Below are 25,053 nucleotides of genomic sequence, written 5' to 3'. Positions count from 1 at the left end.
CTCGACATTCACATCTCGTTTTCAGTCATAAAAACGGGAACCATATGATATTTGGGGCAAATGTCTCAGCATTATTCAGGGAGTTTTATCATGGTTCAGGCTACAGCAAGACATTTGTTAGTCAGCAGTGAAGAGCAGTGCCAAGCACTTAAACAACAGATCCTCGACGGTGCTGATTTTGCGCAAATCGCTCGTGCGCATTCCTCCTGCCCATCGGGCGCTCAAGGTGGTGAATTAGGTTCATTCGGCCCAGGCATGATGGTGCGTGAGTTTGATGAAGTGGTATTTAGTGCGCCATTAAACGTGGTTCAAGGTCCAGTTAAAACCCAGTTTGGTTACCACTTACTCGAAGTCACCAGCCGCGGTTAATCGTCTTCTTGCCGAGACAATGGCAGCGTTTGGCTGCCATTTTTTTTAGTTCGTCCATTCATTGGGGAGCCGCTATGCTTGAACTCTATACCGACAGATTAAGACTTCGCAGTTTACAAGAGCAGGATTGGCCACACTTTTTGGCATTACACCAAGATCCTGACATCAATCGCTACGTGCGTATTCCTGAAGCTCCCGAAGTGATCTGGCAAAAGTTTGAGCAGCGCTCAGTCACCTGGGACTATACCTCTGGCAATTGGCTTACGCTGGTGATTGAAACCCTTGATACCTGCGAGTTTATCGGTTTAACCGGTCTTCATTGCCAAAGTGTGGAGGAACAACGTGCTGAGGTCGGTTATTTGCTGGCGCACGCGGGACAAGGCAAAGGCTATGCCACTGAGAGTTTGCAAGCTGTCATCGATTGGGCCTGTTTGAGCTTATCAATACATAAATTCGTCGGATACTGCGCCAAAGACAATATAGGTTCGGCACGAGTGATGGAAAAATGTGGTTTTCAACTCGAAGGCGTATTTAGGCAGCATTTTAAGATAGGCGATGAGTGGCTAGATGAATGCGCCTATGGCCTGCTCGCCGATGAAAGGCAAAGATAAGTTAAATTATCTGCATCGCAATGGACATGCTGCTATAATGCCGCAGGTTTATTTTTTGAGGCGTATTTAAGTGACGCAAATTAATCAGTTAGTTTTGCATCCCGGCGAAGATTTTATTGAATTGTACAAAGTATTAAAGGTACAAGGTATGTCGAATGCCGGTGGCGAAGCGAAGCATGTTATTGATGAAGGTTTGGTTACCGTCAATGGCGAAGTAGAAACCCGCAAACGTAAAAAAGTCGTTGCGGGTGATATTGTCAGTTTTAACGGTGAATCGGTTCAAATCATTGCGGCTGAATAAGCCTGATACTGTGGAGTAGGATATGCAATTTCCAGACGACGATAATGGCAAAATGCTGGCCGCAATGGCTGAAGCCGGAATTGACCTTACTAAAGCCCTCGATGTTGATTTCTTTTTAGTTTTTGATGATCAGCGTGATGCTGAAACTGCACTTGAAGAATTAGCCAATTCGGATCTCGAAGGTGAAGTTGAGCTGAATTTGAATGATGAGCTAGGCAAGTGGGAAATCATCGTATGCATCAACATGGTGCCAGATTACGATGACTTGGTTGAGCAAGAAACCATTCTCAATGATTTTGCGGCCGAGTTTGGCGGCATGACCGATGGTTGGGGTGTGATGCAACACCAAGACGGCGATGATGAGTTTATGGACGATGATCACGTTCATGATGAGCATTGTCATCACTGATTTATGCCATATTATCAATGATAAAGGAGCCATAAGGCTCCTTTATTTTTGTCTCTCAATAATATTCCTTTGACTCGATTTAAATCCATCTCATACCCTTACGAAATGTAACTAGGCTTAAGCTGGTCTTACAGTTAACGCAATCAGATGCACTATTCTCAATTCTTGAAAAGCATCAGAGGAGGTGAAATATTATGCAGTTAACTATATTGGTGGCGGCGTTATTGAGCTTGATGATTTGTATTTATTACCTATCGCAAGGAAGATTACAGATTATAGCCATGCTTCAGGGAGCCAATATTGCTCAATTGAATAAGCAAGTGTTACTTAGTTTATTCTATTGCCAAATGGGCTTTTTCATCACAACGAGCCTCTGCTTATTTGCTTGCGCGCTAGGTGTCGTTCCTCGTATGTATGCCTACAGTTTATTACTATTTATCGGTTTAAATTACGGTATTTTTGCTATTTGGCATTGTCATATCGCCAAACTTGGTCCACCCGAGAAGAGGTTTAGTTTATATATCATGGCATTGAGCCTGTTGTTGGCATCATTATTTGCGTTGTTGGGAGCATTGCACTAATCCGTTTTATCAATATCGAGTTCGCACGAGGGCTCGAGATTAAATATTGTCTTTTAGGCACCATAGTGCTCACTAAATTGCTGTCAATACATCTTAGTGTGTGATTTGTCCTGCACTATTGTGTTCGCTGGCGAGCTCTAATCCATATTGGCGCACGAGCTCTGTGAGTTTGCCGTTTTGCTGCAATTGCTGTAACCAAAGGTTGAGTTTATCTGGGTGTAGTTTCGAATGTGGATTGATTAACACGCCATGATAATAATGTTGATCCCATTGATTTGATACATAGAGTTGTTGATCTTGCGGATTTGAAGCGAGGTAAAAATTGAGGTAGGAAATGGTCACTGGGGCAATTTCTGCGCGCTTTCGAAGTACGGTTTCAATAGATGCTTTATTGCTGTTTACAAAAACGACCTTGTAGTTTTTTTCAAGCACTGCAGGATCGGTTTCGAAGTTGGCAAAGCGATAGTGGTAGCCTTTAACTAATGCTAGCGTTCGCTCTTTGAACAGAGCAAAAAACTGAGGATCTTTTACTTTTTCCTTCAAGGCGATAAAGACTTCGCCATCATGGATATGTAGGGGGATAAATGCTGTATTAAGTTTTTCCCATCCCCAGCGTGGATTTTCAAACATGATCATATCGAATCTTCCAGCAGCATAGGCTTTATATCTATGCTCTATGCTGGTGGAGACAAATTCAAAGCTGATTTCTTGCTGAATTTGGTTGAGGGCGTTGATGAGATCAAGCGTTAAGCCTGTATAACGGCCATCGCTCTGTAAATTGACATAGGGAGCAAATTGATAGCCCCCAACACGAATAACGGGTTTTGTCTGAGCGGGAGAAAGGGGACCTGCAGTTGCAACACTGAATAAATTCAACACTAGGCCTAATAGTAAATTCAGTAATACAGCTAGTCGCATAAGTTATCCTGTTTATCGTGAAGTCTTAAGCTTATCTTTAACAGAGACAAGTTAATACAATTAATTATTGCACTTAAGTTGGTTAAATGCGTATTTTGTGTGAGTCAGTATCAAAAATAAGGAAGTTTCATATTGCGCAATCTTACTTCTCAAGTTTATGAGTGGCTGGAGCAAGGACATATTACTCGGGCGCAGGCAAATGAGTTGTTTCGCAGCGTATTGGTGTCGCCCAACTCTCTCAGTTGGCAGCGGTTATTATCCCTTTTGCTTCAGTGGGCGGGGGCGTTAAGCCTAGTGACGGGGATTATTTTCTTTTTTGCTTACAATTGGCAGTCCCTAGACAGAATAAGCAAATTTGCCCTGATTGAAGCCGCGCTATTGATTAGCCTTGTGTGCTTTGTTTGGCTGTATTACCGCAGCATGTTGAGGCAAGTTGATGCCCATCATCATCTTTTTGGTGCCACGCTTGCAAACGTGGCACTGTTAGTGGTGAGTATGTTAATTGGTGGACTTTTAGCCTTGGTGGGCCAGACCTATCAAACGGGAGCGGATCCTTGGCAGCTATTTGCGTTGTGGGCATTAGCCATTATCCCCTTAGCTTGGGTGGCAGGTTTTGATGGCTTATGGTTGTTATTACTCGGGTTAGTTAATTTAAGCCTTGGACTCTTTGCTGATACCGCATCCTACCTTTTGGATGAACAGATTTGGTTATTTGTCTTTGCGGCTATTAATCTGACTATCTATTATGTTTTTGTTTTTATGGGAAAAAGCCAGAGCAATCGCTGGCATGCACCACTTATGCAGTATGCGAGTTCACTTATGGCCATGGGCTGTTTTACCTTATTGCTCTGTTGGATGATTTTTGAACCCAGTGATTCTAAGCCACTACTTGTAGGTGTGTGGGCTGGTTACTTTATTCATTTGTTATTGGGATTCTGGTGGTTCAGGCACAGATTACTACAGATTTATCCGTTGGCTTTGGGCGGTTTTAGTTTGATTGCTGTGGGTGCTGCGCTATTAACCGAACTGCTGTTTAAGAATAGCGATCCTATAGGCGGCTTTTTATTGATTGGGCTTTATATTATTTTGGCAAGTACCGGCTTGAGTACTGTGTTAATACGATTACAACGGCAATTTAGCGCCGAAATGACGCCAATATCCCTCGTAGGAGAGGAGCTGAGTCATGAATAACCCCCTCACTGATTCGACTCAAGATCCTGGTGCTTCAGCGGCGCAAACGATTTGGAATAGTTTGTATGTAAAGGGCGAAGTGAACGCACCAGAACTACCCCAATCCCATGAAGCACCTTGGTATATTGCGTTGATGCAAGCCTTTGCAGCTTGGATTGCCGCCTGGTTTTTATTGGGCTTTATGGCGTCACTTTTCGATAGTGTGTGGGGGCGATTCGAAGGGGAAGCCGCTCTGTTTATCGGTTGTATCTATTTAGGCTTAGGACTCGCCGCGTATTGGGGCGGGCGCCAACAGCACTTTTTACAGCAATTTGCCTTTGCCTCATGTTTAAGCGGTACGCTTGCCCTTGCTTGGGGACTGTTTGATTTGCTCGGCGATACCTTTAATCTTGCTTGGTATCTGAGTATGGCCGCTTTGTTTCTGTTGCTTTGGGGCATGATAAAACACAAGGTTGCTCAATGGGTATTTGCATTCTGTTTATTAGCCTGTTTGACGGGGCTGTTGGCTGAGTGGCATTTACTCAACTTAACACCGACTTTGCTGGTGTCGTTACTGAGTGTGGTGCTATTAAATATCCATCGCACAGGATATCACTATCAGCGGGCGAGGATGTTGGTCTATGGTGCTGCTTCACTTTTGCTCTCCATTCAACTAATACATGTCTTCAGTATGGATAGGATCTTTGAGGCGTTATTTATATCCGGTTGGCAGTCGGGAATGGCAGTTAGTCATTTACTCGTAGTATTTACTCTTTGTGGTTTCCTACTCGTTAGTCTGTTTAACCAATGGCAAATCTCACTCACCGCTCCCAGTGCATTATATGCGTTTTTAGGCCTAGTGCTAGTTACTGCACTGTCTTTACCCATGCAGGGTTTATCGACAGCTGTGTGGCTCATCTTGTTGGGGCACTATGCAAATGAGACTTGGTTGAAGGGAATGGGGATTGCCTCAGGGTTGGTATTTGTTGGTGGTTATTATTATTCATTAGAGACAACGCTGATGCTTAAGTCGCTGTATTTGATGGGATTAGGATTGTTATTGCTTGCCGCGAGATTAGTGATGTGGCGTTACTTTCCTATCTCAGACGCACAAGCTGAGTTAGAGGAGCATGTGTAATGGGGACGGCGATGTTGTATTTAGCGAACAGCCACCGAAGAGTCCTATTATTGGTTGTAGTTACTGTGGTGGCCTTGCTGACGATGGTGAATTGGCGAATCGCCCAGTTTGAGCAGTTATTGCAAGATGGCAAAGTGGTGCGTTTTGCCTTAGCGCCAGTGGATCCTCGCTCGATTATGCAGGGGGATTATATGGCCTTGGAGTATGCTATTGCACAGGAGGTACGCGCCGCGTTGCCTGAGGGGATGACGCAGGGGCAGCTGCTGTTGACGCTCGATTCGCAAAAAGTGGCGCACTTTGTCGGTATTTACCGTGACCAGCCCAAAGCCGCCGAACAACTCACGGTAGATTTTCGCCTGCGTAATCATAGAGTAAAGCTGGCCTCAAATAGTTTTTTCTTTGAAGAGGGCCAAGCTGACCACTTCAGCCAAGCCAAATACGGCGAGTTCAGAGTCAGCGAACGGGGAGAGTTGTTGTTAGTCAGTCTACTCGATGAGCAGTTGCAACCGCTATAACGGGCAACCGTAATGGATGTTAACAAGATGGTGAGTCATGCTCGCCATCTTTAGCTATTTTTCCTAGTCCAATCCACTTAATCGTCGCCTAAATATCCACCTTAAGTTGCAACTTGTGTGCAACTAATTTGTAACCTTGATTTCCTATAGTATCGTCAGTTTTCGAAGATGAATGCTTCGTAAAATGGTCAATCATAAACTCAAATATCAATATAAAAGATACTTTTAGGGGTCATTATGTTTAATAACAAAACGCTGTTGGCGTTAGCCATCAGTAGCATCTGTGGCGTTGCTCATGCTGCCGATAATCTAATTATTTCTGAATATGTTGAAGGCAGCGGCAATAACAAAGCCATTGAGCTGTACAACCCAACCGCCAACAGCATCGACTTAAGCCAGTATCAATTGCGCTTCTATTTTAATGGCAGCACAAATGTGGGCACGACTATCACCCTGAATGGCACCTTAGCGGCAGGGGCAACTTATGTTGTCGCTGATAACGACGCATCGGCCGATATTCTGGCGGTGACGAATCAACAAAGCAGCGCGAGTTTTTTCAATGGTGATGATGCCATTGTGCTGACCTATCAAGACCAAGTGATTGATAGCTTAGGCCAAGTGGGTGTCGATCCAGGCAGTGAATGGGGCAGTGGTGATTTATCGACCCAGGACAACACGCTACGCCGCAATCCCGATCAGTTAATCGCCGATCCTATTATTGATGATGCTGTCACCTTTAATACATGGTTAGGTTTTGCCAAAGACGATATCTCGGATTTGGGTAAGTTCAGTGCAGGCACACCTACCGATCCTGTTGAGCCGCCACCGAGTTCATTAGCCTGTGGTGAAGCCTCAACGCCTATCCATGCTCTGCAAGGTTCGACCAATGTCAGTCCGTTAAACGGACAAACCTTAGTGGTTGAAGCCATAGTGGTGAGTAATCAAGAAGCTGGCCTAAAGGGCATCTTCGTGCAAATGGCCGACAACGAAGCCGATAACGATCCACAAACCTCGGAAGGGGTGTTTGTTTATACCGGTAATGCGCCTACGGGTTACGTGGCGGGCGACCGTGTACGCTTAAAGGCTAAAGTCACTGAATATCAAGGCTTAACGGAACTGACTACCGTTGCCGATCATAAACTTTGTGCAGCAGGACAAACCTTACCGACAGCCGCCGTGGTGACCTTGCCTGTGAATTCGAGCGATGACTTTGAACCCTTTGAAGGCATGCGCGTACGCTTTAGCCAAGATTTGGTCGTGAACGAAGTCTACAATTTGGGCCGCTATGGTGAAATTTCACTCGGTAGCAGCCGTCACTTTATTGGGACACAAGTCGCTGCGCCAGGTGCCGATGCTTTAGCCGTCACGGCGGCCAATCTCAAAGACAGTATTTTACTCGACGATGGCTTAACGGCGCAGAACCCTGATCCGGTGATTTTCCCTGCGCCAGGTTTAAGCGCATCGAACACTGTGCGTGTGGGTGATAAAGCCACGAGCCTTACTGGTGTTATGCACTATGGCTTTAATCTTTATCGCATTATGCCGACTGAGCCCGTTAATTTTGTAGCGGAAAATCCTCGCCCACAATCACCAGTGCTTGCCGAAGGCGGCAACCTGAAAGTCGCCAGCTTTAACGTACTGAACTACTTTAATGGCGATGGACAGGGCGGTGGTTTCCCGACAGCGCGTGGTGCCAATACCTTGAGTGAGTTTGAGCGTCAAAAAGCGAAGATTGTCAGCGCTATGGTGGGGATCAGTGCCGATGTGTTTGGTCTGATGGAAATCGAGAACGATGGCTTTGGCGCCAACTCGGCGATTGCCGACCTCGTGGCTGGCCTCAATGCCGCCGTGGGTGAAAATCGCTATGCCTATGTTATTCCAAAGGTCAATGGCAGCAGCTTAAGTGCGATAGGTACGGATGCGATTACCGTCGGTTTAATTTATCGCAGTGACAAAGTGAGCCCTCAGGGTGATGCGCGTATTTTATCAAGCGCTAACTCTCCCTTAGATGACGCCGCGCAGCCGCTGTTCGACGACAGCAAAAACCGCCCTATGTTGACTCAAGCTTTCGCGCTAAACGGCAGTGAGGAGAGTGTAGTGGTTGCGGTTAATCACTTGAAATCTAAAGGCAGTGAGTGTGCTGGCGATCCAGATATGAACGATGGCCAAGGCAACTGCAATATTACCCGTAGTCGCGCAGCAACGGCGGCAGGGCAGTGGATTGCCGCGCAGTATCCTGAGCAAGGTGTACTGCTGATTGGTGACTTAAACTCCTACGCCAAGGAAGACCCGCTGATGGCATTTGCTGACGCTGGCTTTAGTGAGTTGTTCGCCAAACTTGAAAAAGCTAGTCCTTATTCCTATGTATTCTCGGGTGAATCGGGACAGTTAGACCATGCGCTCGCGAATGCTGCGTTAGTGGATAAAGTCCTAGATGTGACTGAGTGGCATATCAATACCGACGAGCCACGTGTGTTAGATTACAACGAAGAGTTTAAGACCCCTGCGCAGGTGCAAGACTTGTACGCTAATGATGCTTATCGATCATCTGATCATGATCCTGTAGTGATTTCACTCTTGCTCAAAGCTGAAAAAGTCGCCCCTGAAGCCAGCTTCACTCAGGTTGTGAATGGTGCGAGTGTGCAATTGAGGTCAACCGCCATTGATAGCGACGGTCAAATCGTTTCTACTCAGTGGGACTTTGGCGATAATAGTCAAGGTATTGGAGAGGCGGTATCACACACTTATGCGCAAAGTGGTGATTACCTAGTGACGTTAACCGTAACGGACAATGACGGCTTAAGCCATAGCAGCTCGCAAATGGTGACTGTAGTAGTTGAAAACGTGAAAAAACCACCCGTTGCCCAAATTCAGCGCATCAATCTATGGCTGGTCGATATGTTTATTTCGACTAGCTATGACACCGATGGGGTTATTAAGCAGCATAAGTGGAAGTTTGATAATGGTACCCGCGCCAATGGTCCTGTAGTACTGCGTCTGGCGCGCCGCGGAGAGCATACCGTCGAATTAACCGTTAAAGATAATGATAAATTAACGGATACGACGACACTGACGTACCGTTAAGCGTTAGCCTCTTTCTTTAAATATCAAAAGCCTGCTGTTGCAGGCTTTTTACTTTGATTCACTTACTTAATTCATCACTTACTTAATTGGCTATATTAACGGACTATAGCGTACTTGAAATTCAAGCTAAGTCGCTGTAAGTACATCCTCGCTTAAGCTAAGATTACGCCACTTATGGATTTTTTCTCACAGGGAGCACACTCATCGCAATGAATGCAGACATCTTGGTGTACCTCAATCAACATCAATTAACCTCAGTGATGAACCTGACTAAATGGCGTCAGCTTGAGCAGGCGCTTCACGAGTCGCCGGACTTTGTGCCCCATGTGCGTTATAAGCTGCTGGAAGATGTTGAGCCAAACCCTGGTTTTACGCCAGTGTGGTGGGACGAGTTACTCGCTATTTGCGAGGGGATTGAGTGGCTTGAAATTGATCCGCTGAAAAGAGAGCACCGCGGCAGATTGCTGCCGGAAAAGACCACGGATTTTACAGATTATATTGAGGCGCAACTGCATAAGTATCGGCTTCCCTACAGTAAAGAAGCTCAAGGGATCAGGATTTGGGGCTATCTACGCCCCGATGCAACCATGCCTGTATTTGTTATTGCGGCTGGTGGCGAGACGATAAAGGAAGCGTAAGCAAATTTAGACGACAGATAAAAAACGGGGCGCTAATTGATTAGCGCCCCGCTAAGGATTACAGCACGATATAAAGTGGCCAGCCGAGTAGACCGACGAGTCCTTCTTTATGCTCGAATCTTTCTAAACGCTCAGGGGAGGCGTCATTGAGCAGCAGCTCACGGTAGCTTTTTGCAAAATGCAGTGTCCGCAGCAATGCTGGCGCAAAGTTTTTACCCAAATCTTTACCGATGGTGTCGGCCAGCTCCGCAGGGAGTTCCGCCAAGGCTTTTTGGGTTTGCTGCTCGATATACTCAAGGCTAAACCATTCGTCCTGCAAGCTAATTTTGGCAATGCGCTTTTTCAGATCTTGTCTAACTTTGGCATTATCAAACAACATCCGATACAACACGGCTTCGGCCAATACGCTCTCTAGATTTAAGAAATCCAAAGGATCGTAGCTGGTTTGGGCATAAAACTGCGCCATTAGCGCCGCAATCGATTGCTGACGTTGGTGCTCGACCAATGCATCCTGATAGGCCTCATATCCAAGCCACTCTTCGGCGTCAGGCGGCGTAGAGACTTGTTCCAGTAGGAATTTATCCACATCACCATAGAGTGATTTGCCATTGACCAGCTTATGTTTGCTCACCACGCTGAGCATGCTCCAGCCCTTTTGGAAGCATTTGACCACACCATCGGCGGTGAGCAATAAACGCAATGCCTGTTGTTGATCTTTATTCGATAGTTCCATTAACCCGAGACTAACGACGCCAATCACATCGTGCGCCGCTTGTTCCAGTAAGTGCATCTTGTACTTGTTGTAGAACTTATCGGCCAATTTGAGGCTCATCAAAATGGCTTTAGATTTGATTTGTGCGAGCTGCTCACCGCTAAGGGTGTTGTCTGCTTGGCCTTTGGCCAACACCTTACTCAGGTATGGGCCTTGGTCTAAATCACGCAGTACCAGTTGCATCTAGGGATCCTTAATCTAAAAAGCTAAACATATCATCCACTTCTGCGTATTCATCCGTGACTTGATTTTTCTCTTTGGCTTGGATAACTAATTCATTAACGAATTTGTTAATGATCATTTCCCAGCCAGAGCTTTCGTTACGCAGCAGGTTTTTAATGGCTTTTTCTACATCGGGTGCCAGCTCATGGATTAATGCCATCAGACTACGTGGGTCATCTAGGCTTAAGCTATGGGCTTCTTCGCTGGCGACGCGGCTGTCATAGCCAACGGTATCAGTATCTTCTTCATCGTCATAATAATCGTTGAAGTGGTCTTCATCGTCGTGGCGTTCGCCCAGCATCATCTCGATAAAAGGGATAGACAGATAGAAGAGGCCGGCGGGATCTTCGGCAATGCACTCTAAAATAGCGGTTTGCTTTTCTTCGCTATCTTGAATACGAATTAAATAAGTTAAAAAATCAAAGGTATGCTGAATGAGTTCTTCGGCATTGTTTTTGATTTTTTCTTCCCAATACAAAGGTTGCTGACAGACGATGTCGCGAATTTGCTCAGGTGTCATCAGCTCCGACATAATTGACGGGCAGGAGATATCGTGGTGACTGTTGATTTGCGTCAGTGTCACAATATCCATTTTTTCAATGACTTCGACTAATTGCTCATCGTTCATTGTGGTGGCGATGAGTTCGAAACGTTTACTGGCCTGTTTTGGCTCGACATCGGCGAGCTCTTTAATCTCGGCAACGGTTATCTCAATGAGACTGGTGTTCATTAGCGGTCCTCATCATCGTACTGATCGTAGTAGCCATCTTCCTCTTCGCCGTCATCATCGTCGTCATCGGAATAGTCGGCGTAATCACTGTCTTCGTCTTCAAAATCATCAGCGCTGCGTTTAGGGGCTGGCGTACTTTTGCCTTGGTTTTCCAATAAGTACAGTACTGCGCAGCTTTCAATCAGTAAATCCTCTGAGTAAGCACGCACCGCTAGCACTAATGGCAAATCGGCATTGTTAAAGCCGATTGTGACCTTAAACTCATCCCACTCAGGTTGCGTTGCCGTATTGATCCAATGGGCCCATTTGAGCTTGGCATCACTTGGAAATTTGACTCGGCCATACAGTGCAACCGGCAAATACTCGGGTACCGACTCGAGCATTTTAGGATCGGCTTGTAATACTTTTTTGATTTGACTAGTAAATTGCTCAAGTGCCTTAGGGGTATCAGGGTCATCATAGGACTCGATATTGTCGTAGGCATTGGTTTTAAGCTCATTAATGCGTGAGATATTCAGTTTTTTGGCCATGGGCTTGTCTCGAAATAAAGCGCGGAAATAATTTATTCGGCGTAGAAAGTGCGGATTTAACCGCTCGTTAATTCGGCGCTAAAAATAAAATATTAAGGGTAGAACTGATCCCATAATTCACGCATTGCGCCATTCGGATCCGTCACTATCACATTGTTGAAATCTCGGATAAACGCATTTCTAAGCTTCGGATCGGACAAGGCTTCATACGCTTTTTTGACGCGTTCAAGTTGCTGTGACGCTTGCTCTTTTTCGTCATCAGAGGCACCTAACAACTTATCAGGATGATACTTGTTTGAGAGCCGGCGATAGGCTTTTTTAATGTCATCTTCTTTGGCGCTAGGTTTGATACCAAGCACACTAAAGTGGTTAATCATATTTGTACCTGCAGGCGATGGATTGGTATCGCAAGATAAAGCTTGAGTGCTGATTATCTGCCAATTTGTGGAATTATGATTAGTCAGCGACGGATCATAGCAGAAATGCGTGTTGGGCGGCAAACGACTATGGCTGCATTTAGAGCGAAAAATGAATACTAAACTGGGGTTTGTGAAGATCGGCAACCGCAAAGGCAATCGGCAATAAGTGGCTAAGACGAAGTTGGTACAAATATCAGCTAACACTGCAATTTTTCTGCGAGTTAATGCCTCCGTTTTTATCAGTCATTTCAGGATATCACTAAAGTAATTCGATAAACGATTCGAGTAAATCAAGCCAAACTCAGGTGACGAGGAATTTCGGACACAAAAAAACCAGCTGATGCTGGTCTGGTCGTTACCATTGTTAAATTGGTTGCGGGAGCTGGATTTGAACCAACGACCTTCGCCTGTTGTTTATAAGGGGCTGAGCCCGACAAGCTAGCATGGTGAAACTCAGTACGATAAATTTCGGACACAAAAAAACCAGCTGATGCTGGTCTGGTCGTTACCATTGTTAAATTGGTTGCGGGAGCTGGATTTGAACCAACGACCTTCGCCTGTTGTTTATAAAGGGTTGAGCCCGACAAGCTAGCATGGTGAAACTCAGTACGATAAATTTCGGACACAAAAAAACCAGCTGAGGCTGGTCTGGTCGTTATCATTGTTAAATTGGTTGCGGGAGCTGGATTTGAACCAACGACCTTCGCCTGTTGTTTATAAAGGGCTGAGCCCGACAAGCTAGCATGGTGAAACTCAGTACGATAAATTTCGGACACAAAAAAACCAGCTGATGCTGGTCTGGTCGTTATCATTGTTAAATTGGTTGCGGGAGCTGGATTTGAACCAACGACCTTCGGGTTATGAGCCCGACGAGCTACCATGCTGCTCCATCCCGCGTCCGATTAACGCTGTTGATCACTGTTTTAATTCTGTCATCTTAGAACTGGTTGCGGGAGCCGGATTTGAACCGACGACCTTCGCCGTTGTTTATAAAGAGTTGAGCCCGACGAGCTGTTTCTTTTTATAAACGTATACATCTAAATTGGTTGCGGGAGCCGGATTTGAACCGACGACCTTCGGGTTATGAGCCCGACGAGCTACCATGCTGCTCCATCCCGCGTCCGAGTAACGCTGCTGATAAATGTTTTAATTCTGTCATCTTAGAATTGGTTGCGGGAGCCGGATTTGAACCGACGACCTTCGGGTTATGAGCCCGACGAGCTACCATGCTGCTCCATCCCGCGTCCGATATCTATCTGTATTACTTATATTTGCTTTAAATGGTTGCGGGAGCTGGATTTGAACCAACGACCTTCGGGTTATGAGCCCGACGAGCTACCATGCTGCTCCATCCCGCGTCCGTCTTCAAAGCGGGGCAGACTATAACGGCAGCGCTGTGGCATTGCAAGGAGGAATTCTAAAAAAGCGGACGAATGCTTAAATATAAAGCGTAGTGCGGGGAATTTACCCAGTATTGACCGTGATATCGGATTTTAATGGGTTAAATGTGGATTAACTACCTGACTAAATCGAGTTTTGGCTAATAACTGTTTATCTTTTATGTGGCTTCGCAGGTATAATGTCGGTTTGATTTTGACTGCGTATTGATTATCCCATGCTTAATTTTTTTGCTGCCGCCCCTAAGGGCTTTGAATATAGCTTAGCCCAAGAACTGACAGAATTTGGTGCGACCGAGATTAAAGAAAGTGTAGCCGGTGTCTATTTTACCGCGCCTCTGGCTTTAGCCTATCGCATTACCCTGTGGACGCGTTTAGCCAGCCGTATTGTACTGGTGATCTATAAGGGACCCTGTGAGTCGGCGGAGCAGTTATATAATGCAGCCTACTGTATTGATTGGTCAGCACATTTCTCTAATCGCAACACCTTTAGTATCGATTTCCATGGCACGGGTGGTTTTATTAACAATACCCAGTTTGGCGCGCTAAAGATTAAAGATGCGATTGTTGACCGTTTCCGTGATGACGGTGATGCCCGTCCAAACGTCGCCCGTATCGATGCCGACATTAAAGTTGATGCCCATTTTCGCAATGGGGTCATTACCATTGCGATGAATTTTTCTGGCCCATCACTGCACCAACGTGGTTACCGTTCAACCACGGGTGAAGCGCCTTTAAAAGAAAATCTCGCGGCGAATATGCTAGTTCGCAGTGGCTGGAAAGCCGCGCCGACTACCTTACTCGATCCCTTCTGCGGTAGCGGTACAGTGCTGATTGAAGCGGCTTTGATGGCCGCCGATATTGCTCCTGGTTTACAACGCAGCCGTTTTGGTTTCGAACATTGGCGTCGTCACGATAAGGCCACTTGGCACGAAATTGTCGAAGAAGCTAAAGCGCGTGCATCGTTAGGAGTAAAGCGCTGCGAAGTGAAGTTCTATGGCTCCGATATCGACTCACGCTTAGTGGCGTTAGCAAAACGCAACGCGCAAAATGCAGGTGTGCTTGAATTAATTGAGTTTAAGGTGGCAAATGCCCTTAATGTGGAGCCGCCAGCGGCTGAAGGTTACCTCATCACCAACCCTCCTTACGGCGAGCGTTTAGGCAGTGTGTCTGAGCTGTTGCAGCTGTACTATCAATTAGGCGATAAATTCAAAAAAGAATTTGGTGGCTGGAAAGTGGCCATGCTGTGTAGCGATATCGAGCTTATCTCGGCATTGAAACTCAAAGCCGATAAACAGATGAAGATGTTTAACGGTGCGTTAGAGTGCGCTTTTAACTTATACACGCTTCACGCGCAGAGTACTCGCCGCGATACGCCAGTGTTGCCAGAGGGTGTCGATATTGCCGATATCGCGCCTGCTTTTGCTAACCGTATAAAGAAAAACGCTAAGCAATTTGAGAAGTGGGCCCAAAAAGAGGGGATTGATAGTTATCGCCTCTATGATGCTGACATTCCTGAATATAACGTCGCAGTCGATAAGTATCTTGATTATGTTGTAGTACAAGAATACATGGCACCAGCCAGTATTCCTGAGGCCGTCACTAAACGTCGTTTAAGTGATGTGCTGCTGGCTTTGCCTGCGGCCATTGGCGTTAATCCACACAAAATCATTATGAAGACCCGCGAGCGTCAAAAGGGCACTAACCAATATCAAAAGTTGGATGAACGTAAGTTAGAGCTTACCACGACTGAATATGGCGCTAAATTTAAGCTAAACCTGACGGGTTATTTAGATACTGGGCTGTTCCTCGATCATCGATTAACTCGCCGTTTAGTGGGGCAAAAATCTAAGGGCCGCCGGGTACTGAATTTGTTCTCTTACACAGGTTCTGCCTCAGTGCATGCTGCATTAGGCGGCGCAAAGTCGGTCACGACGGTTGATATGTCAAACACATACCTTGCTTGGGCGAAAGAGAACTTTGCCCTTAATAATTTGTCTGGCAAGCAATATGAATTTGTTCAGGCTGACTGTTTGCAGTGGATCCGCGATTGTAACGAACAATACGATTTAATTTTTATCGATCCGCCCACCTTCTCCAACTCCAAGCGCATGGAAGATTCTTTCGATGTGCAACGTGATCATGTGAATTTACTCGGTATGCTAATCAAGCTGTTAAGTCCAAACGGTGAATTGGTGTTCTCCAACAATAAGCGCAAGTTTAAGATGGACACTGAAACTTTAACCAAAATGAAAATTAAGGTGCAAAACATCGACGACATGACGTTGCCGCTGGATTACAAACGTAATCCTCATATCCATAACACCTGGTTAATTACCCATGCAGATAAATAATGCATTGCAGGCAAGCTATGTGTTGTATCACACCGAAGGTTGCCATTTATGCGAACTGGCGGCGGCATTATTAAATGCCGCCGAGGTGCCTTTTACGGCCATCGATATTTGCGATGATGAAACCCTAGCAGAGCGTTATGGCGTGTCGATTCCTGTGGTTAAAGCCCTGGACGAGCGTTATTTAAGTTGGCCCTTTGATGCCACGCAATTACAAGAATTTTTAGGAGCTTAGTTTGAGTCTGGTTCGTATCAATAATGGCTCGTTAGCCTATGGTTACACCCCGCTATTACAACATGCTGATTTTACTATTGAGCGCGGCGAGCGGGTCTGTATTGTTGGCCGTAACGGTGCAGGCAAGTCGAGTCTATTAAAGATTTTATCCGGCGATGTGCTGCTCGATGAAGGTGAATTTAACATCGATGGTAGCGTCACGGTCAGTCGGTTACAGCAAGATCCACCAAAAGCTGAGCAGGGTACGGTTTACGCTTACATTGCCGCAGGTTTAAAAGAAGTAGGTGAAGCTCTAGAGCAATACCATCAATTATCCCACGATGTCGCTTTTGCTGAGCCTGAGCAAATGGAGCGCATGCTCAATCAAATGCAGAAGTTGCAGGAGACGTTAGACCACCATAATGGTTGGCAACTTGACTCGCGGATCAATCAAAATTGTGAGCTTTTGGGGTTAGATCCCGATAAATCTTTAAGTGAATTATCTGGGGGTTGGCAACGTAAAGTGGCACTTGCCCGTGCGTTAGTCAGCGCGCCAGATTTATTGCTACTCGATGAGCCAACCAACCACCTCGATATTGATACTATTGAGTGGCTAGAAAAATTCCTGCTGGATTTCCAAGGCGCCATCGTGTTTATCAGCCACGACAGGGGCTTTATTGCTCGCATGGCCACGCGGATTGTGGATTTAGATCGCGGTGTCGTGACTTCATGGCCCGGTAATTATCAAGCCTATCTTGATGGTAAACAAGAATGGCTGCGGGTCGAGGCTGAGAAAAACGCATTATTTGATAAGCGCTTAGCCGAAGAAGAAGTCTGGATCCGCCAAGGTGTTAAGGCGCGTCGCACCCGTAACGAAGGCCGTGTGCGTGCGTTAAAAGCCTTGCGTCAAGAACGCAGTGAGCGCTTGAATCGTCAAGGTAATGCCAAAATGGCGGTGGCCGATACTGAGCGTTCTGGTAAATTGGTCTTTGATGTGAAGGACTTAAACTATAATTTACCCGATAAAAATCTGGTCAAAAACTTCAATACCACAGTGATGCGTGGTGATCGTATTGCGCTTATCGGCCCCAACGGCTGTGGTAAATCGACCTTAATTAAATTATTGATTGAGAAGTTACAACCTCAATCGGGTGAAGTGAAAGTCGGTACTAAGCTCGAAATCGCCTACTTTGACCAATACCGTGAAGCACTGGATCCTGAGCAAACTGTTGAAGATAACGTGGGTGAGGGTAAAAAGACCATCACTATCAATGGTCAAGATCGCCATATTTTAAGTTATTTGCAGGATTTCTTGTTCTCACCAATGCGTGCCAGAACGCCAGTAAAGGCGCTATCAGGCGGAGAGAAAAACCGTTTATTACTGGCGAAGTTACTCATTCGTCCCGCAAACCTTATCATTCTGGACGAACCAACAAACGATCTTGATATTGAGACCCTAGAATTGCTAGAGTCGCTGCTGACTGAATATGAAGGCACGTTGTTGCTGGTCAGCCATGACCGGGCGTTTATCGATAATACCGTGACCAGCAGTTGGTGGTATGCCGGTAATGGTCACTGGACTGAGTATGTTGGCGGTTACCAGGATGCTATCGATCAAGGTGCAAAGTTTTATTCTGAGGAACCTAGTCAAGCAAACACGGTCGAAGCTCCTGCGACGGCAAAAAACGCTGAGGTTAAAGTGGCTGAGCCTGCCAAAGCCGCAAAAAAACTGTCTTATAAATTACAGCGTGAGTTAGAGGCAATGCCTGAGTTGATGGAGAAATTAGAGGCCGAAATCCTCGATTTACAAACCACAGTGGCAAGCCCAGATTTTTATAGTCAGACGCAGGATAAAATCAATCAGGTATTGAGCTTGTTAGCGGATAAAGAAAAGCAATTGGAAGTTTGCTTCGAGCGATGGGAAGAGCTTGAGTCACAGAAGTAAACCAATAATAAAAATGGGAATTGAATTAATGAAGTTAAAGTTGGATAAAGCCCTGTCCTTGGTTGCCTTAGGTGTCCTTGGCGTATTGCACAGTGCCCATGCTGCACCAGTCTATGAAATTGTTAACATTGATAATTATGATCTACCACTTGCAGACACCCTCCAAGGTACGCGTAATGGCTACGCTTTAGGTGTCAATGGCAACGATGAACTGGTCGGTATCGCCAAAGGCAAGAAAAAACTCAGTACATCTGATGTTGAAGGTGGTGTGATTGATGTTGAAGATGGTATTGCCTCAGAGGAAACTATCACCTATTCAATTACAGCGGCCATTATTGCGAATAACTTTGCCTTTATCGCTGCGCAAAATGGTGCCACTGGTGCGTGGAAGCCAACCTTTGACAGCATCAATGGTACCACGCCACCAAGTGATTCTTCGGTTGTGAATTCAGTTGATACTTTTTACTACGGCATCAATGATGCGGGTGTGAAAGTCGGCAGCATGACTGCCCCTGAAAAGAAGACAGAAAATACTGCAACCACAGATAATGCAACCGACTATTGGTATTATCGCGATTATGAGTACCGTGGTGTTGCCAAAGTGGGTGACACCGAGATCCCATTACCACCTCCTTATACTCAATATGTTAAGGATGATAAGACTGTAGAGCTCGGTGGTTGGTCTGCGGCAACGGCAGTTAACAATAATAACTTAGTGGTGGGTTATGCTAGCACTAATATCAGCAAGTATGGTGGTGATCGGGTTGCTTACTGTTTAGGTACCGATAACACTTTGCCATTAGATGTGTGTATTCAGCGTGAGCAATATCCTAATGCTCAAGGCACGCGTAACATCCAGTACCAAACCCGTGCTTATGTTTGGCAATTAGATAATGGCATTGCTACTGGCACTGAGTTACCGCTAGGATTAACTCCCGCCAGTGACAATACATTGACATTTACTGCACAGGCATTAGGTGTGAATAACGACGGTGTGGTGGCTGGTCGCTCACATGTTTACCGTAACGGTAATACCGATAGATTACGTCAAGATGCGGCCTATTGGACCAAAGATGCAGAGGGTAAATATCAATACCATTGGATCCCAATGGGAGACTCAATTTTGAGCTCTATTGCCTACGATGTAAACGACAATGGAATTGTTGTGGGGAGCTATCGTAGTTATATCCAAGGCTACCAACGCGATAAATTCTTCTATTTTGATATTAATACACCAGATGTGCCTTATGTGACGCCTAATGATTTTGCTGCGACAACCACAGATCTATCTAGCAAAGCGAAGGATATCAATAACAAAGGTCAAGTCGTTGGTTATATTGAAACCACCTATGATAAAGAAAAGCCACGCCCTAAGGCTGGCTTCCTGTATGAGAAATCAACGGGTGAATTCAATAACCTCAATAATTTGCTGACCTGTGAATCTAAAGGTTTTGAAAAGGGGGCTGATGGTAATTGGGCTCGCCACAAGGTTGAAGTTAAGGATGGAACAGGCAAGGTATTAAGCTATAACAGTGATATTCTCATTGTCGAAGCTGCCAGTGTAAATGAAGAGGGTACTATTGTTGGTACTGCATTCATTCGCAAGCCTTCATACCAACTCGATAAAGATGGCAACATTATCGTTGGTGAAAATGGCCTACCTCTGTTTGAACTCAGCGGTAATGGTGACCCTGTGACAGCTTATATTCCACGTATGGTTGTGCTTAAACCTACCACTAACGGTGAAGCATGTACCGTGGATGAAAGCACTGATACGGGGAATTATGAACGTAAAGGCGCAGCATCTTTCGCGTGGTTATTAGCCTTACCCTTAGTTTGGTTACGTCGTCGGGTTCGCTAGTTTTTAAGCTTGAATTCAGACTAAAAAAATCGAGGCAAAATGCCTCGATTTTTTTTAATCATGATCTCAATAGTTTAATAAATAGTCGATAAAATGAACGATTTTTTGATTGATCTCGGCGCTGAAAAGCACTATTCCTATGGGTGAAGCTGTTGCTTCTATTTCACGTAGAACAGAGGACGCTTGCATGAAAAGACAAAAACGAGATCGTTTAGACAGAGCTTTTTCAAAAGGATTCCAAGCTGGTATTGGTGGGCGCTCTAAGGAGCTCTGTCCTTATGCAAATCTTGATTCGCGGTCACAGTGGTTAGGTGGTTGGCGTGAAGGTGTGGATGGCCGAGTTAATGGGCTATTTAATAAATAATGGCGTTTTGCTCATTAATTAAATAGCCCAGAACAAACAGAGTAATGCAGCACAATTGCCCTCAGATGAGGGCATTTTTGTCTGTATTGAATATTGCTGGGTAAAGCAGGTTAGAAGGTCGAAGTATCACTAAATACACCGACTTTAAGGTCGGTTGCACTGTAAATTTGACGTCCATCTACTTCAAGGATGGCATCGGCAATACCCATTACTAATTTACGGTGGATGGTACGTTTGATATTGAGCTTATAAGTGACCTTTTTCGCACCGGGTAATACTTGACCTGTAAACTTCACTTCACCCACACCTAAAGCGCGACCTTTGCCTTCTGCACCTTCCCAGCCTAGGTAAAAACCAACCAGTTGCCACATGGCATCTAAGCCTAAGCAACCCGGCATAACTGGGTCAGTGATAAAGTGGCAGTCAAAAAACCATAATTCTGGCTTAATGTCGAGTTCGGCAACAATTTCACCTTTTCCAAACTCACCACCGTTGTCATTGATGGTGATGATCCTGTCGATCATCAGCATGTTGTCTACGGGGAGGCGAGGGGAGTTTGGACCAAATAATTTCCCATGGCCACAGGCGATAAGTTCTTCTTTGTTGAAACTGTTTGCTTTATTCATTGTTTTACTACTCCAGCAATAAGAGCGCCAAGATTAGCGAACACGTGTAAGCTAAACAACTCCGATCAGCTAATTAATGTCGAAAAAATCCTAGTTTTGCGAGTAATCTCGTCATTAAGCCTATTTCTTCTTCACCGTTACCAGCTAGCTTGTCTAATCGTTGTTGCACTAGACCATATAAGGATTCTGCTGGGAAGTCATTATCTTCATCGGCAACGCCAGCGGGCATCTGCATCAATAGCTCGACCGCTTCATCCATATGTTCAATGGCATAAATATGGAACAAGCCTTTGCCTACAGCTGTAATCACTTTGGGGTGTAGATTAAGCTGTAATATATTTGACTTGGGCATAATTACACCTTGCTCACCGGTTAAGCCTCGGCGTTCACAAAGATTAAAAAAGCCTTCTATTTTTTCATTAATGCCGCCGATGGCTTGTACATTACCAAATTGATCCAATGCACCTGTTATGGCTAACGATTGAATAATCGGCTGTTCGGCAATGGCCGACATCAAGCAGCAATATTCAGCAAGCGAGGCGCTATCGCCATCGATCTCTTGATAGGATTGCTCAAATACAATATTGGCATTTAGGTGCAATGGCGCATCGCGACCAAAGATACGATATAAGCAGGCTGAAAGGATCATCATACCCTTTGCGTGGATATTACCGCCCAGCTCTGACTTTCTTTCAATATCTGCAACTTCACCGTCACCATAGTGTACTGTAGCGGTGATCCGTGCTGGTTCACCATAGCAGTGATCAATCGCATCGATAACAGTAAGACCATTAATTTGTCCTACCATAGCGCCCGTAGTTGGCAGGTTTATGAAATTGTCATCAAAACTTTGGCTTGAAAATTCTTCAGAGCTGTTATGGCGATAATTGGCTTGCGATAGCGCACGTTCAATGCTGGCGGCATTAATTGTTGATTTACCGCGATAGACTTTTGCCTGCGCCATTAACTGCGCCAAATCTAGCATTGAGAGACTTAAGCGACGTTGATGCTCGGTTAATCTAGCACTGTGTCTAAACAGTGGCGCAAGACTGGATTGTTCTAATGTGACATCGACACTTTGTGCCACCGTTTGTAGCCAACTGGCATATTGCGCTTCTTTAAAACGGGTCAAATCCAGTTCACCCGCCAGTTCTGCCAACAGGTTAAAGTGGCGTTGAAATTGCCAATCTTCAGACCTAATTTGGCTATAGATTAAACCCGCGCCAATTAAAATAATTTTACAATTTAATGGGATTGGGCTTAGGTTGTGACTGATTTGATACTCTTTCTGTGTCAGGATTTGCAGCAGCAAATCCCATAAGCCTTCTCGTTTCCACAGGGATTCAGCGCAGATAAATACATAATGGCATTCGGCCAATGCACCCGCTTGATATTTACTGCTATTACCTGATTGCACCATACGGCCAAGTAGGTCTGAACGGCGGATATTGCCACTCAGATAGCGATAACTGACATGCTTTTCAGCAATTGAGCCTTGGTTGTCCTGCGGCGCTTCATATTGCCAATGGAATTGAATGGTTTTATCTTCGGGGCGCTTTGCCACCAGATAAGCTGCCGGCAATGGCTCAAGCGTTTCCATTAATGCTTTGATCATTAATAGTCTGTCGATGCCAGGAAAATCTGCGAGATACAGTTGTTGATCGGCAATGGCGTTATGTAACTTAAAGGCATCCAATACGCGCTCTTGACCTAAAAGCAACGCTTTATATCCTGTTGGCAATTGCGACAGGACGGGAAGATTAAATTCAGGGGCGAGTGAGGATGAAGGTATCAAGAGTGAATTCATATAAGCATTTACCGTGAAAAGTTACCGCGATTTTACCATACCGAGAGGGCAAGTCTCTTACTGTATAGGTGTTTTTATGCTGCTTTACCCAGATATTGCTGAAAATATGTTGGCTATTCGCCTGAAAATTCATCCGTCTGAACATAAGATGAGCATTTGACACAATATTCAAAAATTGCTGTTTACAAGCACCGATGATGCTTATATTATTTGCGGCGTTCGGAGGGGTGGCAGAGTGGTTTAATGCACCGGTCTTGAAAACCGGCGTGGGTTTATAGCCCACCCAGGGTTCAAATCCCTGCTCCTCCGCCATATTTCACGGAAAGGCCATCAGCAATGATGGCCTTTTTGTTTATGTCATGTCAGTCAAAAAGGTCGCTAAACAATTAGCGGCCTTTTTGCATCTGGTTCCATGGTATGAGATGTTTGATTACATTGCCAAAAGGCGTATCTGCGATTGTCTTGATAATCATTATGTTCTGATATGAAGAAGTTGATTTTTAAGGTTTGGATTAACCTTCTCCTACGCTCCCTATTTATACTTCATCTTTTTCATAGGAAGCCGCCACCTTAAAAAAGTGCTCGCGATTCTTTAATCTATTCAAAAGTGACTTAGGTAATGTTGTTGTCATGCCGGTTTTTAGTGAGCAGAAATAGCAACAGATCAAAAATCGCCCTGAAAGCGATGATTTCATCGCCAGCTGGATATCAAATCGCCAATCAATTCAAATAATAATAAATTTAAGTTTACAGCTTTGGGCGAGATGTATATTATCTCGCTCGTTCGGAGGGGTGGCAGAGTGGTTTAATGCACCGGTCTTGAAAACCGGCGTGGGTTTATAGCCCACCCAGGGTTCAAATCCCTGCTCCTCCGCCATATTTCACGGAAAAGCCATCAGCAATGATGGCTTTTTTGTTTATGCAATTTGAACCCGGGTTCCTCATGCTAAGCGCAGCTCCTTCACAATATTTCATGGAAAGGCCATCAGCAATGATGGCTTTTTTGTTTATGCAATTTGAACCCGGGTTCTTCATGCTAAGCGCTGCTCCAGCACAATAGTCGGCTAAAAAGCCGCTAAGCAATTAGCGGCTTTTTGCATTTACACGACTTCATTTTCGATGAGCGTTTTAAACCTGCTATATTTTGCGTCAGCTTATCAATTAGCCCAATCCTGAGCTCCACTCATACTTTCATCATACCAAGCTCTTAATTTCAAACTGCATTAATTAGCAAGTTGTTTCTTTAAATATCATCTAGTTAACAATATTCATTTTATGCTTTGCGAAATGCCATTGTTGGGCTAAATTACCCTGATAACCTATATTCCGGTTGCGGTATTCTGATTTGGCTAAACTCTCTTAGTCAGCATTGGTTAAAGGTGGATAAAGTTGATATCGATATATTTAGTTGACGATCATGAGCTGGTGAGAACTGGGATCCGCCGTATCTTAGAAGATGAGCGGGGGATCAAAGTTGTGGGTGAAGCGCCCGATGGTGAGACCGCGGTACAGTGGGCGAGACAAAATGAAGCCGACGTCATCTTAATGGACATGAATATGCCAGGTATGGGCGGACTCGAAGCGACGCGTAAGATTTTACGTTATCAACCTCATGCTAAGATTATTGTGCTAACAGTGCACACCGAAGATCCGTTCCCCAGTAAAGTGATGCAGGCGGGCGCGTCTGGTTATTTAACCAAAGGTGCGACGCCACCTGAAGTATTGCAAGCGATACGTCAGGTTTCCCGTGGGCAGCGCTATTTATCTCCTGAAATTGCCCAACAAATGGCATTGAGCCAATTCAATCCGGCCGATGAGAATCCGTTTAAAGCCTTGTCTGAGCGTGAGCTGCAAATTATGTTGATGATCACCAATGGTGAAAAGGTCAATGATATTTCTGAGCAGCTCAACTTAAGCCCCAAAACCGTTAACAGTTACCGTTACCGCTTGTTTGCGAAGCTTGGGATCAGTGGTGATGTGGAGCTGACTCGTTTAGCGATCCGCTATAAAATGTTAGATGCTGGCCATTTCTAATGGCCGCTTATGTCAATGGTTCTAGCATTAATTAAGTGTTAGCTGTG

25 protein-coding genes and 6 tRNA genes are annotated in these 25,053 nt (G+C 45.2%); 18 read left to right on the top strand and 13 right to left on the bottom strand.

Features of this window, described 5'->3' with window-relative positions:
• Positions 1 to 90: 90 nt before the first annotated feature.
• From IEY09_RS07645 to IEY09_RS07625, 5 genes are all read left to right on the top strand, one after another.
• On the top strand, positions 91 to 369 hold the full coding sequence (locus tag IEY09_RS07645) for a peptidylprolyl isomerase (RefSeq protein WP_011623210.1): 279 nt from the start codon (positions 91 to 93) through the stop codon (positions 367 to 369).
• 74 nt (positions 370 to 443) lie between these two features.
• The gene (locus IEY09_RS07640; protein ID WP_037417287.1) at positions 444 to 980 is read left to right on the top strand and encodes a GNAT family N-acetyltransferase; all 537 of its coding nucleotides are present in this window, start codon (positions 444 to 446) and stop codon (positions 978 to 980) included.
• A 70-nt stretch (positions 981 to 1,050) separates the two neighbouring features.
• Positions 1,051 to 1,281 (top strand): RNA-binding S4 domain-containing protein, encoded by a 231-nt coding sequence (locus IEY09_RS07635; RefSeq protein WP_037417290.1) that lies wholly within the window; start codon positions 1,051 to 1,053, stop codon positions 1,279 to 1,281.
• Between the two features lie 22 nt (positions 1,282 to 1,303).
• On the top strand, positions 1,304 to 1,690 hold the full coding sequence (locus IEY09_RS07630; protein WP_037417296.1) for a ribonuclease E inhibitor RraB: 387 nt from the start codon (positions 1,304 to 1,306) through the stop codon (positions 1,688 to 1,690).
• A 194-nt stretch (positions 1,691 to 1,884) separates the two neighbouring features.
• Entirely contained in the window at positions 1,885 to 2,271 is a 387-nt protein-coding gene (locus IEY09_RS07625; RefSeq protein ID WP_188870513.1) for a hypothetical protein, read from the top strand.
• A gap of 93 nt (positions 2,272 to 2,364) precedes the next feature.
• Here the strand turns inward: IEY09_RS07625 and IEY09_RS07620 are convergent, their stop codons facing one another.
• Positions 2,365 to 3,189 (bottom strand): transporter substrate-binding domain-containing protein, encoded by an 825-nt coding sequence (locus tag IEY09_RS07620; protein WP_037428116.1) that lies wholly within the window; start codon positions 3,187 to 3,189, stop codon positions 2,365 to 2,367.
• A 132-nt stretch (positions 3,190 to 3,321) separates the two neighbouring features.
• Here IEY09_RS07620 and IEY09_RS07615 point away from each other — a divergent pair, with 132 nt between their 5' ends.
• The 5 genes from IEY09_RS07615 to IEY09_RS07595 all read left to right on the top strand — a co-directional run bounded on the left by IEY09_RS07615 (position 3,322) and on the right by IEY09_RS07595 (position 9,734).
• Positions 3,322 to 4,380: a DUF2157 domain-containing protein gene (locus IEY09_RS07615; RefSeq protein ID WP_037417305.1), complete on the top strand. Its 1,059-nt coding sequence runs from the start codon at positions 3,322 to 3,324 to the stop codon at positions 4,378 to 4,380.
• Positions 4,373 to 5,497, top strand: coding sequence for a DUF4401 domain-containing protein (locus IEY09_RS07610; protein ID WP_188870511.1), 1,125 nt, complete (start codon positions 4,373 to 4,375; stop codon positions 5,495 to 5,497). Before IEY09_RS07615 ends, IEY09_RS07610 begins: the two co-directional genes overlap by 8 nt.
• The gene (locus IEY09_RS07605; protein ID WP_188870509.1) at positions 5,497 to 6,012 is read left to right on the top strand and encodes a GDYXXLXY domain-containing protein; all 516 of its coding nucleotides are present in this window, start codon (positions 5,497 to 5,499) and stop codon (positions 6,010 to 6,012) included. The genes IEY09_RS07610 and IEY09_RS07605 overlap by 1 nt, the downstream gene beginning before the upstream one ends.
• 237 nt (positions 6,013 to 6,249) lie before the next feature.
• Positions 6,250 to 9,096 carry an ExeM/NucH family extracellular endonuclease gene (locus IEY09_RS07600; protein WP_188870507.1) on the top strand — a complete coding sequence of 949 codons (2,847 nt, stop codon included), beginning with the start codon at positions 6,250 to 6,252 and terminating at the stop codon, positions 9,094 to 9,096.
• A 209-nt stretch (positions 9,097 to 9,305) separates the two neighbouring features.
• Entirely contained in the window at positions 9,306 to 9,734 is a 429-nt protein-coding gene (locus tag IEY09_RS07595) for a DUF6678 family protein (protein ID WP_172590674.1), read from the top strand.
• A gap of 58 nt (positions 9,735 to 9,792) precedes the next feature.
• Here IEY09_RS07595 and atcC read toward each other — a convergent pair whose 3' ends face one another.
• The 9 genes from atcC to IEY09_RS07550 all read right to left on the bottom strand — a co-directional run bounded on the left by atcC (position 9,793) and on the right by IEY09_RS07550 (position 13,765).
• Complete coding sequence (gene atcC / locus IEY09_RS07590; protein WP_047533186.1) at positions 9,793 to 10,689, bottom strand: cold adaptation protein AtcC; 897 nt, start codon at positions 10,687 to 10,689, stop codon at positions 9,793 to 9,795.
• Positions 10,690 to 10,699: 10 nt separating this feature from the next.
• The gene (gene atcB / locus IEY09_RS07585) at positions 10,700 to 11,458 is read right to left on the bottom strand and encodes a cold adaptation protein AtcB (RefSeq protein ID WP_023265328.1); all 759 of its coding nucleotides are present in this window, start codon (positions 11,456 to 11,458) and stop codon (positions 10,700 to 10,702) included.
• Positions 11,458 to 11,988, bottom strand: coding sequence for a cold adaptation protein AtcA (gene atcA, locus IEY09_RS07580; protein WP_144345858.1), 531 nt, complete (start codon positions 11,986 to 11,988; stop codon positions 11,458 to 11,460). The genes atcB and atcA overlap by 1 nt, the downstream gene beginning before the upstream one ends.
• 92 nt (positions 11,989 to 12,080) lie before the next feature.
• On the bottom strand, positions 12,081 to 12,365 hold the full coding sequence (gene atcJ, locus IEY09_RS07575) for a cold adaptation protein ActJcold adaptation protein ActJ (protein ID WP_188870505.1): 285 nt from the start codon (positions 12,363 to 12,365) through the stop codon (positions 12,081 to 12,083).
• Positions 12,366 to 12,697: 332 nt separating this feature from the next.
• Positions 12,698 to 13,183: a hypothetical protein gene (locus IEY09_RS07570; protein ID WP_188870503.1), complete on the bottom strand. Its 486-nt coding sequence runs from the start codon at positions 13,181 to 13,183 to the stop codon at positions 12,698 to 12,700.
• 44 nt (positions 13,184 to 13,227) lie between these two features.
• A tRNA-Met gene (locus IEY09_RS07565) sits at positions 13,228 to 13,304 on the bottom strand.
• Between the two features lie 146 nt (positions 13,305 to 13,450).
• Positions 13,451 to 13,527 (bottom strand) — tRNA-Met (locus tag IEY09_RS07560).
• Positions 13,528 to 13,574: 47 nt separating this feature from the next.
• Positions 13,575 to 13,651, bottom strand: a tRNA-Met gene (locus IEY09_RS07555).
• 37 nt (positions 13,652 to 13,688) lie between these two features.
• Positions 13,689 to 13,765, bottom strand: a tRNA-Met gene (locus IEY09_RS07550).
• Positions 13,766 to 14,022: 257 nt separating this feature from the next.
• On the opposite strand from IEY09_RS07550, the gene rlmKL reads away from it, so the two are divergent.
• From rlmKL to rmf, 5 genes are all read left to right on the top strand, one after another.
• Positions 14,023 to 16,158, top strand: a complete 2,136-nt coding sequence (gene rlmKL / locus IEY09_RS07545; protein ID WP_037417364.1) for a bifunctional 23S rRNA (guanine(2069)-N(7))-methyltransferase RlmK/23S rRNA (guanine(2445)-N(2))-methyltransferase RlmL — start codon at positions 14,023 to 14,025, stop codon at positions 16,156 to 16,158.
• The gene (locus tag IEY09_RS07540; RefSeq protein WP_037417366.1) at positions 16,145 to 16,390 is read left to right on the top strand and encodes a glutaredoxin family protein; all 246 of its coding nucleotides are present in this window, start codon (positions 16,145 to 16,147) and stop codon (positions 16,388 to 16,390) included. The genes rlmKL and IEY09_RS07540 overlap by 14 nt, the downstream gene beginning before the upstream one ends.
• 1 nt (position 16,391) lies before the next feature.
• Positions 16,392 to 18,314 (top strand): ABC transporter ATP-binding protein, encoded by a 1,923-nt coding sequence (locus IEY09_RS07535; RefSeq protein WP_069454744.1) that lies wholly within the window; start codon positions 16,392 to 16,394, stop codon positions 18,312 to 18,314.
• Positions 18,315 to 18,342: 28 nt separating this feature from the next.
• Positions 18,343 to 20,175: a DUF3466 family protein gene (locus tag IEY09_RS07530; protein WP_188870501.1), complete on the top strand. Its 1,833-nt coding sequence runs from the start codon at positions 18,343 to 18,345 to the stop codon at positions 20,173 to 20,175.
• Positions 20,176 to 20,362: 187 nt separating this feature from the next.
• Complete coding sequence (rmf, locus tag IEY09_RS07525; protein WP_011071969.1) at positions 20,363 to 20,539, top strand: ribosome modulation factor; 177 nt, start codon at positions 20,363 to 20,365, stop codon at positions 20,537 to 20,539.
• 110 nt (positions 20,540 to 20,649) lie between these two features.
• Here the strand turns inward: rmf and fabA are convergent, their stop codons facing one another.
• A complete protein-coding gene (gene fabA, locus IEY09_RS07520) occupies positions 20,650 to 21,165 on the bottom strand; it encodes a bifunctional 3-hydroxydecanoyl-ACP dehydratase/trans-2-decenoyl-ACP isomerase (RefSeq protein WP_011071970.1) in 516 nt (171 codons plus the stop codon).
• 73 nt (positions 21,166 to 21,238) lie between these two features.
• The gene (locus IEY09_RS07515; protein WP_037417378.1) at positions 21,239 to 22,972 is read right to left on the bottom strand and encodes an AAA family ATPase; all 1,734 of its coding nucleotides are present in this window, start codon (positions 22,970 to 22,972) and stop codon (positions 21,239 to 21,241) included.
• A gap of 221 nt (positions 22,973 to 23,193) precedes the next feature.
• On the opposite strand from IEY09_RS07515, the gene IEY09_RS07510 reads away from it, so the two are divergent.
• Both IEY09_RS07510 and IEY09_RS07505 read left to right on the top strand, forming a co-directional pair.
• Positions 23,194 to 23,284, top strand: a tRNA-Ser gene (locus tag IEY09_RS07510).
• Between the two features lie 474 nt (positions 23,285 to 23,758).
• A tRNA-Ser gene (locus IEY09_RS07505) sits at positions 23,759 to 23,849 on the top strand.
• Here IEY09_RS07505 and IEY09_RS07500 read toward each other — a convergent pair.
• A complete protein-coding gene (locus tag IEY09_RS07500; RefSeq protein WP_080612448.1) occupies positions 23,828 to 24,007 on the bottom strand; it encodes a hypothetical protein in 180 nt (59 codons plus the stop codon). The two genes, IEY09_RS07505 and IEY09_RS07500, sit on opposite strands and share 22 nt — an antisense overlap.
• Before the next feature lie 354 nt (positions 24,008 to 24,361).
• On the opposite strand from IEY09_RS07500, the gene uvrY reads away from it, so the two are divergent.
• Complete coding sequence (gene uvrY, locus IEY09_RS07495; protein ID WP_011622328.1) at positions 24,362 to 25,006, top strand: UvrY/SirA/GacA family response regulator transcription factor; 645 nt, start codon at positions 24,362 to 24,364, stop codon at positions 25,004 to 25,006.
• Positions 25,007 to 25,053 lie beyond the last annotated feature (47 nt).

It is taken from the genome of Shewanella xiamenensis (genome assembly GCF_014647135.1).
GTDB classification, from domain to species: Bacteria; Pseudomonadota; Gammaproteobacteria; order Enterobacterales; family Shewanellaceae; genus Shewanella; species Shewanella xiamenensis.
The sequence above is the reverse complement of the archived record's forward strand: the minus strand, read 5'-3'. Positions and strand labels throughout refer to the sequence as shown.

Bases quoted from the DNA above. Each gene is read 5' to 3' on its own strand.
- IEY09_RS07645 (WP_011623210.1), top strand. From the start codon at position 91: ATGGTTCAGGCTACAGCAAGACATTTGTTAGTCAGCAGTGAAGAGCAG.
- IEY09_RS07640 (WP_037417287.1), top strand. From the start codon at position 444: ATGCTTGAACTCTATACCGACAGATTAAGACTTCGCAGTTTACAAGAG.
- IEY09_RS07630 (WP_037417296.1), top strand. From the start codon at position 1,304: ATGCAATTTCCAGACGACGATAATGGCAAAATGCTGGCCGCAATGGCT.
- IEY09_RS07625 (WP_188870513.1), top strand. From the start codon at position 1,885: ATGCAGTTAACTATATTGGTGGCGGCGTTATTGAGCTTGATGATTTGT.
- IEY09_RS07620 (WP_037428116.1), bottom strand. From the start codon at position 3,189: ATGCGACTAGCTGTATTACTGAATTTACTATTAGGCCTAGTGTTGAAT.
- IEY09_RS07610 (WP_188870511.1), top strand. From the start codon at position 4,373: ATGAATAACCCCCTCACTGATTCGACTCAAGATCCTGGTGCTTCAGCG.
- IEY09_RS07605 (WP_188870509.1), top strand. From the start codon at position 5,497: ATGGGGACGGCGATGTTGTATTTAGCGAACAGCCACCGAAGAGTCCTA.
- IEY09_RS07600 (WP_188870507.1), top strand. From the start codon at position 6,250: ATGTTTAATAACAAAACGCTGTTGGCGTTAGCCATCAGTAGCATCTGT.
- IEY09_RS07595 (WP_172590674.1), top strand. From the start codon at position 9,306: ATGAATGCAGACATCTTGGTGTACCTCAATCAACATCAATTAACCTCA.
- atcC (WP_047533186.1), bottom strand. From the start codon at position 10,689: ATGCAACTGGTACTGCGTGATTTAGACCAAGGCCCATACCTGAGTAAG.
- atcB (WP_023265328.1), bottom strand. From the start codon at position 11,458: ATGAACACCAGTCTCATTGAGATAACCGTTGCCGAGATTAAAGAGCTC.
- atcA (WP_144345858.1), bottom strand. From the start codon at position 11,988: ATGGCCAAAAAACTGAATATCTCACGCATTAATGAGCTTAAAACCAAT.
- atcJ (WP_188870505.1), bottom strand. From the start codon at position 12,365: ATGATTAACCACTTTAGTGTGCTTGGTATCAAACCTAGCGCCAAAGAA.
- rlmKL (WP_037417364.1), top strand. From the start codon at position 14,023: ATGCTTAATTTTTTTGCTGCCGCCCCTAAGGGCTTTGAATATAGCTTA.
- IEY09_RS07540 (WP_037417366.1), top strand. From the start codon at position 16,145: ATGCAGATAAATAATGCATTGCAGGCAAGCTATGTGTTGTATCACACC.
- IEY09_RS07530 (WP_188870501.1), top strand. From the start codon at position 18,343: ATGAAGTTAAAGTTGGATAAAGCCCTGTCCTTGGTTGCCTTAGGTGTC.
- rmf (WP_011071969.1), top strand. From the start codon at position 20,363: ATGAAAAGACAAAAACGAGATCGTTTAGACAGAGCTTTTTCAAAAGGA.
- fabA (WP_011071970.1), bottom strand. From the start codon at position 21,165: ATGAATAAAGCAAACAGTTTCAACAAAGAAGAACTTATCGCCTGTGGC.
- IEY09_RS07515 (WP_037417378.1), bottom strand. From the start codon at position 22,972: ATGAATTCACTCTTGATACCTTCATCCTCACTCGCCCCTGAATTTAAT.
- IEY09_RS07500 (WP_080612448.1), bottom strand. From the start codon at position 24,007: ATGAAGAACCCGGGTTCAAATTGCATAAACAAAAAAGCCATCATTGCT.